The organism is Lysobacter antibioticus (assembly GCF_000731095.1).
Lineage (GTDB): Bacteria > Pseudomonadota > Gammaproteobacteria > Xanthomonadales > Xanthomonadaceae > Lysobacter > Lysobacter antibioticus_B.
The window spans coordinates 1-9,075 of the sequence record NZ_JMTZ01000109.1; the positions used below are offsets into that span (position 1 = coordinate 1).

7 protein-coding genes and 1 pseudogene are annotated in these 9,075 nt (G+C 63.0%); 1 reads left to right on the forward strand and 7 read right to left on the reverse strand.

What is annotated here, in order from left to right:
- From EX88_RS27535 to EX88_RS0121665, 5 genes and pseudogenes are all read right to left on the reverse strand, one after another.
- Nucleotides 1-274: pseudogene (locus tag EX88_RS27535) on the reverse strand (hypothetical protein); the annotation flags it as partial.
- Nucleotides 275-356: 82 nt separating this feature from the next.
- Nucleotides 357-911, reverse strand: a complete 555-nt coding sequence (locus EX88_RS26960; protein WP_031374070.1) for a GEVED domain-containing protein — start codon at nt 909-911, stop codon at nt 357-359.
- Between the two features lie 121 nt (nt 912-1,032).
- Nucleotides 1,033-1,332 (reverse strand): response regulator, encoded by a 300-nt coding sequence (locus EX88_RS24075; protein WP_051885410.1) that lies wholly within the window; start codon nt 1,330-1,332, stop codon nt 1,033-1,035.
- A 125-nt stretch (nt 1,333-1,457) separates the two neighbouring features.
- On the reverse strand, nt 1,458-6,629 hold the full coding sequence (locus EX88_RS24880; protein ID WP_051885411.1) for a PAS domain-containing protein: 5,172 nt from the start codon (nt 6,627-6,629) through the stop codon (nt 1,458-1,460).
- A 52-nt stretch (nt 6,630-6,681) separates the two neighbouring features.
- On the reverse strand, nt 6,682-7,818 hold the full coding sequence (locus EX88_RS0121665; protein WP_031374072.1) for an EAL domain-containing response regulator: 1,137 nt from the start codon (nt 7,816-7,818) through the stop codon (nt 6,682-6,684).
- A 156-nt stretch (nt 7,819-7,974) separates the two neighbouring features.
- Here EX88_RS0121665 and EX88_RS26645 point away from each other — a divergent pair, with 156 nt between their 5' ends.
- Nucleotides 7,975-8,115, forward strand: coding sequence for a hypothetical protein (locus EX88_RS26645; protein ID WP_161786164.1), 141 nt, complete (start codon nt 7,975-7,977; stop codon nt 8,113-8,115).
- A 124-nt stretch (nt 8,116-8,239) separates the two neighbouring features.
- Here EX88_RS26645 and EX88_RS27540 read toward each other — a convergent pair whose 3' ends face one another.
- Both EX88_RS27540 and EX88_RS27545 read right to left on the reverse strand, forming a co-directional pair.
- Nucleotides 8,240-8,335, reverse strand: a complete 96-nt coding sequence (locus EX88_RS27540; protein ID WP_081931358.1) for an ESPR-type extended signal peptide-containing protein — start codon at nt 8,333-8,335, stop codon at nt 8,240-8,242.
- An 8-nt stretch (nt 8,336-8,343) separates the two neighbouring features.
- Nucleotides 8,344-8,754, reverse strand: a complete 411-nt coding sequence (locus EX88_RS27545) for a transposase (RefSeq protein ID WP_081931359.1) — start codon at nt 8,752-8,754, stop codon at nt 8,344-8,346.
- Between the last annotated feature and the right edge of the window lie 321 nt (nt 8,755-9,075).

The window sequence follows — 9,075 nt, forward strand, 5'->3', positions numbered from 1 at the left end:
CGTGCGACCACTGTCGTTGACTACTGTCTTTAGAAGAGTCAACGTCGCCCTTGGCGCGGCGATTGGTAATCGTACAAGTGAGATCGTTACCTAAGTTCGGGGCTATCACCCAATCGATATTGTTCCCGGCGTTCACTGGCCCTGTCAGTACGGGCACTGCACCGCTGCTGCCCGCATTCGCAACGCATTCTGCGCTCTTGATGTAGGCACTTGTCGGGCCCGCGCCAGCCGTTAGCGCATCACGATGCACCAGCGCGCCGCCGGAGTCGACCGGCGTAGCAGCTGTGCTTACCGGCTAAGCCGCTGCCGGTGGTTGTGACCGCAACCGGCGTCGCTTTCTGAACGGAGACGGTAAACTAGTCGTCAATCGTCATGCGCCCATTGAGCTGCTTTACAAGCGTGATCTGTGACGGAACTAAACTAACCGCATAGTCCTCTACCTCGCCGCTGCGAGCGACTCCGACCGGTACAGCTACTTCCACTGCAGTCGTAGCAATGCGCAGGCTCATATAACTCGGGCCCGCCAATGTCGCCGCCGGCGCGGCCCAGGACACATCAACAACACCGCCTGCGCAGACCGCAGGCACCGAAGCCTCGCTTGCATCGTTGAAATCGCCACCACGATTCCAATCGATGAAGCCACGAACAGCCCTGCCGTCGTTGGCGCATACCACTCCACCTTGGGTGTAAACGCCCGATGATGGTAAGACGATCGGACCCGGTGCGGCCCCGATGCCGTCTTCGTCGTCGAGGCCAATCCAGCCTTCGGCGCGCCGACTGGCGATGAAGGCTTGGCCGGCGTCGCTCTGGGCGTCGATGGAGTTGTACTCCCGTTCCAGTCCCTCCTCGGTGGACTTATGGGTGTAGACGGCGCAGCGCAGGCGGCGCAGCGTTGTCGGGGTGTTCTTCACTTCCTTTCCTTTTTAGTAGTGGCGCGCAGGCCGAAGAACACCGGTCTGGACCAGCGAGTGCCGGTGATGGCGCGGGCGACTGCCGAGAGGCGAGCCATCAACTCGTCAATCAAATAGGGTTTCACCAGATAGTCGCCAGCGTCGTTGGCGAACCGACGATACGGTCTTCGACCCGGGCGCAGGCAGTGAGAAATAAAGCCGGCGTCAGTACGCAGCGTTCGCGCCATTGCCGCAATAACGTCATGCCATCGCCATTGGGCAGCAGCCGGTCGAGCACGAAGACGTCGTAGACACAAGAGCGCACGAACGATTCCGCCGTATCGCGATCGGGCGCCCCGTCGACCGCATGCCCACTTGAGCGCAGGCATCCGGCGGCAGCCCGATGCAAATCGGCTTGATCTTCGAGGACGAGCAGGCGCATGGCACTAGCTACTACGATGGACTATCGGCACAAGTCGCCGAGCGGCATCCGCTTCGTGTTCCGCCAGCGCCTCCTGGCTCGGCGCATCAGCGCATCGGTTCATCGGTTCATCGAACCGCGACGATTCAAGGGCGCCGTATCCACCTGGCTAGTACCGCCAGCAGCCGATCGGGGTCGATCGGCTTGGTCACGAAATCGTTCATGCCGGCGTCGAAGCAACGCTCGCGGTCTTCCTGCATGGCGCTAGCTGTCATCGCCACGATGGGCGTCGCCGGCTGCGGTAGCCGGCGCCGGATTTCGCGAGTCGCGGCAATGCCGTCCATGACCGGCATCTGCATGTCCATCAGGATCAGGTCGTAGCGGCAGGCCTGCGCCATCCTCAGGGCCTGCGCGCCGTCGCCGGCCACATCGACGATCAGGCCGGCCTCGCTCAGCAGGCCGCGTGCGACTTCCTGGTTGAACTCGTTGTCCTCCGCCACCAGCACCCGTGCGCCTTGGAAAGATCCCGCGGTGGTGTCGGGGATCACCGACTGCGGCGAGGTCGGCTCGCCAGCCGGGCCGATCATCCGCGCCAAGGCGTCCAGCAATTCCGAAGGGGCGAGAGGCTTGGTTACGATGGAGAGCCCGTGTTCGACCGCGCGTTGGATCAAGTCGTTGCGCTCTCGGGAGATCGCGAGCGCCACGTGTTGTGCACGTACCCCGACCAGCGAGCCGATCCGATCCGCGACGGCGAATGCGTCGAGCCCGGGAGTATCGAGGTCGAGCACGACCGCATCGAACGGTCGCTCAGATTCGACCGATTCCCAGCATGCGCCGACGACGTCGCCGGCCTGGACGGAAGCGACGATGAAGCCCAGGCCGGTGAGCGCGACGTATAGGCCGTCCGATTTTCGGTCGGGCGGCTCCACGACCAGGATACGGCTTCCGCGGATATCTGGGTTCAGGCGGTCAGCACTCGCCTGCAGTGGGACGACTCCGAGCGTGGCGGTGAACCAGAAGCTGCTGCCGCGGCCAGGCTCACTCTCGACGCCGACTTCGCCGCCCATCATCTGCGCGAGGTTCTTGCAGATGGCCAACCCTAATCCCGTTCCGCCATAACGGCGTGTGGTGGAGCTGTCGCCTTGCTGGAAGGCTTCGAAGACCCTCGCGATCTGCTCGGGGCTGAGCCCGATGCCGGTGTCGTGTACCGTAAAGCGGAGCAACAGTTGCCGGGCTCGCCGCTCGACCACCCGGACCGATACGCGAACCTCGCCATGCTCGGTGAACTTGATCGCATTGCTCGCGTAATTGATCAGCACCTGTCCGAGGCGCAGTTTGTCGCCGACCAGTTCGCCGGGCGTCTGCGGGGCGATATCGAAGGCCAGCGACAGTCCCTTGGCGGCCGCCCTTTCCCCGATCACGTTGGCCACGTCGTCCATCAGTTGCGATAGGGTGAAATGCGAGTGCTCGATGGTCAACTGACCGGCCTCGACCTTGGAGATGTCGAGAATGTCGTTGATGACGCTGAGCAGGTGCTCACCGGCGCGCTGGATCTTGCCGAGGTAGTCGCGTTGCTGCGGATCAGCGCTGCCCTTGAGCGCTAGATGCGACATGCCGAGGATGGCGTTCATCGGCGTGCGGATCTCATGGCTCATGTTCGCAAGGAACTTGGACTTGGCCTTACTTGCTTCTTCGGCATGCGCCTTGGCTTGTTCCAACTCGCGTTTCGCCTCGACGACTTCGGTGACGTCCTGGCAGACGCCGTACAACTCGGGGGGACGATCGAGCTTGTCGCGAACGACCACGCCCAGGCTGTGCAGCCAGACGATGCGTCCATCGGACGGGCGTCGATACGGATAGGTGGCGTCGTAGACCGGGATCTCTCCGGCGCAGGCCTGGGCGAACTTTTCCGCAGTGGCCGCCGCGATTTCCGGGGACACCGCTTCGATGCAGGCGCGCCACGCCTTCAAGCTGTAGCGCCATTGCGGGTTCGGTGCGTCGCCGAACAGCGCCGCGGTACGTTCGGAGCTGGTGTAGTAATCGGAACCGTCGAGGGTAACCACCCAATGGCCGGCACGGGTGAGCGACAGCGCCTGGTCCAGGCGGGCTTCGGTCAGCAGTAGCGCCTGCTCGGAGATTTTGCGTTCACTGATGTCGTAGTTAATGCCGACCATGCGCAGCAGTTCGCCATTAGCGTCACGCGTTGTCCTGCCGGTCGCATAGAGATGGTGCACCGAGCCATCCGGCCAGATCACCCGAAACTCCTCACTGTAGTCGCAATCACCGCGAAATGCTGCCTCGAGCGCCCGCTCCAACCGTTCCCTATCGGCCGGATGCAAGGCGTTGCGCCAAGACTCGATGCCGTCGAAGGCCTCGCGGCGAAGGCCGTAAAGACGGAACATGGCGTCGTCCCAAGCCAGCTCGTTCCCAACGAGATTCCAGTCCCAGATGCCGATGTCCGCGGCCTGCGTGGCGATCTGCAAGCGCTCGGTCGCCATGGCGAGTTCAGCGGTGCGTTCGGCGACCAGCTCTTCCAGGTGGTCACGATGGCGGCGCAGCTCTTGCTCGGCGAGCTTGCGCTCGGTGATGTCGTAATTGACGCCGACCATGCGCAGCGGATTGCCCTCCGCGTCCCGCGAGGTGCGGCCGTAAGCCTGTAGGAAGCGCAGCGAACCGTCCGGTCGCACGATGCGGAATTCCTCCTTGTATTCGCTTTCGCCGCGCAGGGCGGCTTTCACGGCACGCTCCATCCGGCGTACATCGTCGGGGTGCAGCATCTGCTGCCAGGCGTCGTAGCCCGCCTTGAAGTCGGTGCGATCGACACCGTAAAGCTGGTACATCGCCTCGTCATAGACCATCCGGTTGCGTACGACGTCCCAGTCCCAGATGCCGATGCCGGCCGCCTGGGTGGCCACCTGCAAGCGTTCGGACACCCGGTGCAGCTCGCGTTCGGCCTCCTTGCGCGGGGTCAGGTCCAGACCGAAAACGATGGTTCTACCGGCCACCGCGACGAAGTTCCATAGCATGCTCTTGACCGAACCGTCCTTGCAGGTTACGCGGGTCTCGAACGGTTCCGGAGCGGTGACCTGGCCCCTCCATTTGTCCTCGACCTGCTGGCGATAGACCGGATCCGGATAGGCACGCAGACTCCATCCGGCCATGTCCGAAATGTCGTCGCGGGTATAGCCGAAGAACTCGACGAACTTGGGATTGAGGTATTCCGCGACCCCCTGCGGGCCGGCGACCACCGCGATAGCCAACGGCGACACGTCGGAAAACAGCTTGAACTGGGCTTGGCTCTTGCGCAGTTCCGCCTCGCTGCGTTTGCGTTCGGTGATGTCGTTGAAGATCGCGATGGACAGGCTGCCGTAGCGTGCGCCCGCTATTTCGGCAGTGACGACGCGCCCGTCCTTGCAGGTGATGTCGTACTCGCCGCTATGAATCTCGCCGTCGGGGCCGTTGGCGCCGGCTGCGTTCCAGCGCTCGATCACGCTCCTGCGGTATTCGGGGTCCGGATAGGCACGTTCGAACCATTGCTCCGCGGTGGCGATTTCGTCAGGCGCATAGCCGAACAGTTCCAATGCTTTCGGGTTCCAGAATTCGATCACGCCTTCATCGTTGACCCAGGAAATCGGCAGCGGCGCGATCGATAGCAGGCTTCGCAGCCGCTCTTCGGCCAAGCGGATCTCGGCGAAAGACTCCTCCAGCCGTTTCGCCATATGGTTGAAGCTGTCGGAAAGCGTCTCGAGCTCTTCGAGACGGCTGTCAGGCACACGTTGGGACAGGTCGCCGCGCGCCATGGCGCGTGCGGAGTTGGAGATGTCTCGCAGGGGCTTGGTCACCAGCTTGGCGAGAAACGCGGCCATCAGCACGGTCACGATCAGCGCCACCATGAACACCATGGCGGCGCGGCTGTTACCTTCCTGGATGATACCGAGGAAATCCGATTCCGGCAGCGCGGTGACTAGCCACCAACCCGGTTCGCCTGCTGGGGCATCGCCTGCCTGGCGGCGGTAAGGAGTAATCCGGCCGAGCCAGGTTTCGCTGCCGAAGGGCTGCATTCCGGATACCGCAAATCGGAACGAGGCCGGCGTCTGCCTGGCCGCGATGCCACCGGGCTGCTCGAGCAGGGTCCGTACTGCCGTCGCCGCAATCGACGCGGAGCGGCCGACATTCGCCTCCGACGAGGCCTGACGCTCCGACGATGCGACGAGCCGCCCCTCGCGATCGACGATGAAGGCGCGCCCGGATCTCGCGATGGCCGTGCCGCGCAGCAATTCGTCCAGCGAGGCTGGTTCCGGCTTCGCTCCGGGCCCGGAAATCGCGAGCGCGTCGTCGACCTGCATCCGCATGCTGTTCGCGGTCTCGGCCTGCAGGCGTTCGGCGAGTTGGGTAGCCGAAATCGCGCCGCTGCGCAGCGAAAGGAAAGCCACCAGGCCGACCATCATCAAGATCAGGGCGATGACCGGCACCTCCACCAGGATCCGGATCGGCAGTCCTCGATGGGCGTACTGCGTCCCCGGGCTCAAGCTCCCCTGGCCGCTCTCCCACGCCCATTCCCTGCTGCCCAGCCGGCGTTCGCGCACCCGCCCCGGAATATCGGCCCAGTACAGCCCGAGTTTGCGCGTCAACGGCAGCGCGCCCAGCATCAGCGGCGGCACCAGGATCCATGTGAAGACCAGGGTGAGGAACAGGGCAGGGGTGATCTTGTAGTACGAATCCTGGGCCGAGCCCTCCCCCGACAGCGGACCGCAGGCGTACTCCCACAGCGACGGGACGAACGCCATGAAAATCGTCACGAACAGCGCATACCAGCCCCAGGTGCGCAGTTTGCGGAAATCCGGGGCCTTGCCGATGAACTGGTAGCCTATCCAGCAATAGGCCTCGGTCATCGGAAAGCATTCGATCCAACGCCAGACGACGTCCGGCGATACGCCTTCGATCATGTCCGAGAGAATGTAGGCGATCACCGCTCCGATCAGCGCCGGATATCCGAACAACACGATGCAGACGAAGACCATCGCGTCTTTCAGCGATTCGAGCGTCTGCGCGCCTTCGACCAGCACGATGGACGAGCCCAGATATCCGGCCCCCATGACCAGCACGATGGTCAGCGCGATGCTCAGCAGCGCCTTCGTGTCCCAACCGATGCGCTCGATACCCAGGCCCCAGCGCCCGTTCAGGCGCAGAGTGAATCCGCCGTAGGCGCAGAAGACCAAGACCAGCCCGAGCACGTAGGCGAATCGCCCCCAGGTCTCCAGGAACAGCAGCGAGAACGCGGCATAGATATCGTTGGCCCAATCGATCATCGCGTGCATGCTGGAGTCGTCCTGATCGGGTGGAGACGCGACGCTTCGTCGAGGCCTTGGGTCAGTTCGTCGCGCACGCCGACCGGACCAGCTGATCCAGGCCCATCGGGCGCCCGTAGAAATACCCCTGGCCGAGATGGCATCCGAGTTCGAGCGCCAGGCGAGCCTCGGTCTCGGTTTCCACGCCCTCGGCGGTGACCGTCAGGCCGAGCCGCCTGCCCAGCCCGATCGCCGACTGGAACAGCACCCGCCCATGTTCGCCGAGCGGGGCCGCACCGACGAAACTGCGGTCGATCTTCAGTTCCGTGCTGGGCAGCTGCATCAGAAACTGCATCGTCGCCGCGCCGGTGCCGTAGTCGTCGATGGCGACCTTGAAGCGCGCCTCCAGCACGTGCGCGGGCTTGTCCATGAGATGCGTTTCGGTCACTTCCAGCGTGTAGCTCTGCGCTCGATCGCCGGCGCCGTCCACGATTTCGGACATCTGGTCGATGATCGATAGGTTATGCAGGTTGTGCATCGAGACGTTGAACGCGAGATTGATGTCGATGCCCGCCCGCAGCAGGCCGGCGCGATCGGCGACCGCCCGCCGTAGAACGCCGAGGGTCAGCGCGTCGATGAGATCCGCGTTCTCGGCCGCGTGTATCACCTCGGGCGCGGGCACCCGGCCCAGTTCCGGATCTTGCCAGCGCAACAGCGCCTCGGCGCCGACGATCGTGCCCAGCTCCAGATCCACCTTGGGTTGATACGCCAATTGCAGGGCGCTGCCGGCAATGCCCGCGCGGATCCCTTCACGGGTGAGCATGGTCGGAGCCGCGCTCGCCGCCGGCTGCGACGCCGCCGGGCGATATCGCCGCAACACCGCCATCAGCGCGTCTTGGTCGACTGGTTTCGCCAGAACGCCGAGGATGGTCAGTCCCTTGGCCTCGGCGAACTGCCGGCTGACATCCAGCACGCGCGGATCCTCGCCGCTCAACAACACCACCGCCGGAAGCGCAGCGAGCGAGGCCAACCGGCTTATCAGGCGGATGCCGTCCATCCCCGGCATATTGAGGTCGCAGATCATCAACTCGAAAGGATGCTCAGCCAGGCGTTCGAGAGCGGACGAGCCGTCGTGCGCGGTTTCGAGCGATTCGAAACCGGCGTCTTCGAGCAGTGCCGAAATGATGGCCAGCATCAGTGGGTCGTCGTCGACGACCAACGTCCTCAATCCAAGCGGGCAGGGTGAGTTGGACACTGAGGCCACTCCCTCATGAACATTCGTAGCGAGTTGCCCTGAAGGGCTAGCAGACCGGAAGCGATTGGGAGGGAAGTCGGCTTGCATGCGGTCAATCGTCGACGCACAGGAGAAGCTTCGGTGGGAACCTCAGACTTCGTGTCGCTCAATCGGCTGTTCCGCGGCGACGCGAGCCGGGCTCGCCAAGTACTGGTCATATTCGCCGAGACCACCTGCCAGGACCTTGTGCGCCTCGACGCGGCGTATGCCGACCAGGACTGAAACACGTTAGGTTCGCTGGCGCACAAGATGAGATCCGGATGCCAGCAGCTCGGCGAAGAAGCTGCCGCCAGGGGCCTGGCATCGATCGAGCTCGGCATCCACGGTGCAGCGGGGGGCGGCGCGATCACCGAAGAATTCGCCGGTACCCGGCATGGAGCTCGAAGACCACGACCCAGGTCTCCGAAACAGCAGACCAAACTATCCGGAATATGTGATTCATACTGCGCCTCACCTCGTTTGGTTTGCAGCTTGATCATCCGCGACCATGGATGACCTCCGCTCACGCCGGCGCTTCCGCTTTCGTTGCTCATCCCGCTGCTTGACAAGAAGCAGGCCCAAGAGAGCACCTAGGTCACGTGGCCCAAGAGCCCCTTCGACTTTCGACCAAGTATCTGCTTCACACCAGCGCACGTAGCGGATATAGACCAATCGGCGCGAACCGTACCTCGCCGGCAGTTCGCTCCAGAATGCCCGGTTAACCGCAACCCACAACACGGCTTCGACGAAGCGCCTGTATTGATTCCTATCGTGCTTCGCTCTGCTCGCTATATTCCCCGAGAGGGATGCGACTATGGAACTCCACTGCTCATCGCTTAAGTACGCCTTCGATTCGGCCGAGGCAAGTTCGTACTTGGCCATGCGAATTACCTCCCCAAAGAGCGGGAACTATGGACTCCTCTGACACCTAATTTTCTAGCTCGAATCATCAACAATAGAGACAGGTTAAGCGCACATGCCATAAGCTTTACTCGCATCCTTTCCACAAATAGATCCAATGTCTATCGACAGGGTCTTGTAGAAACTCACAAACTGGAGTTGAACGGACCAAGCCGATCAATAGCTGCCCATCAAGTTCAAGAACCACCCGCGATGCTTGTAGTCGAAGTCGGTCATGTCATCGCTGAACTCGGTGAAGTTGTAGCCGACGCCGAGTCGCAGGTTCCGGTGGATGTCGCGATC

Coding starts and splice junctions, on each gene's coding strand:
- EX88_RS24075 (WP_051885410.1), bottom strand. CDS start 1,332: ATGCGCCTGCTCGTCCTCGAAGATCAAGCCGATTTGCATCGGGCTGCC.
- EX88_RS24880 (WP_051885411.1), bottom strand. CDS start 6,629: ATGCACGCGATGATCGATTGGGCCAACGATATCTATGCCGCGTTCTCG.
- EX88_RS27540 (WP_081931358.1), bottom strand. CDS start 8,335: ATGAATCACATATTCCGGATAGTTTGGTCTGCTGTTTCGGAGACCTGG.
- EX88_RS27545 (WP_081931359.1), bottom strand. CDS start 8,754: ATGGCCAAGTACGAACTTGCCTCGGCCGAATCGAAGGCGTACTTAAGC.